Origin of the sequence: Cellulomonas sp. GbtcB1 (assembly GCF_019091725.1) — a bacterium.
GTDB lineage: Bacteria > Actinomycetota > Actinomycetes > Actinomycetales > Cellulomonadaceae > Cellulomonas.
Window position 1 is genome coordinate 1 of the sequence record NZ_JAGXJG010000343.1, and the last position, 255, is coordinate 255.

The following is a 255-nucleotide window of genomic DNA, read 5'->3' on the forward strand; positions in this document are numbered from 1 at the left end:
GGGGGCGAGCGCGGGCAGGAGCTGCAGGTGGACGGCGTCCCCGCCCGCGGGCGCGGGGATGAGGAACACCAGGCGCGCGGGACCGTCCGGGGCACACCAGTCGACGGGCTCCCGCAGCTTGCCGACCGCGAGGCTCGGGGCGGACACGTGCTCGGACCGGACGTGCGGCAGGCCGACTCCGCCGGGAATGCCGGTGGCCATCTGCGCCTCGCGGGCTCGGACGTCGGCGTGGAAGCCCTCGGCGTCGGTGACCCG

At 77.6% G+C, this 255-nt stretch carries 1 protein-coding gene; it reads right to left on the reverse strand.

The window, feature by feature from the left end:
* Window positions 1-255: PTS sugar transporter subunit IIA (locus KVT14_RS20645; RefSeq protein WP_217617319.1), on the reverse strand; the 255-nt coding region annotated here is incomplete at both ends.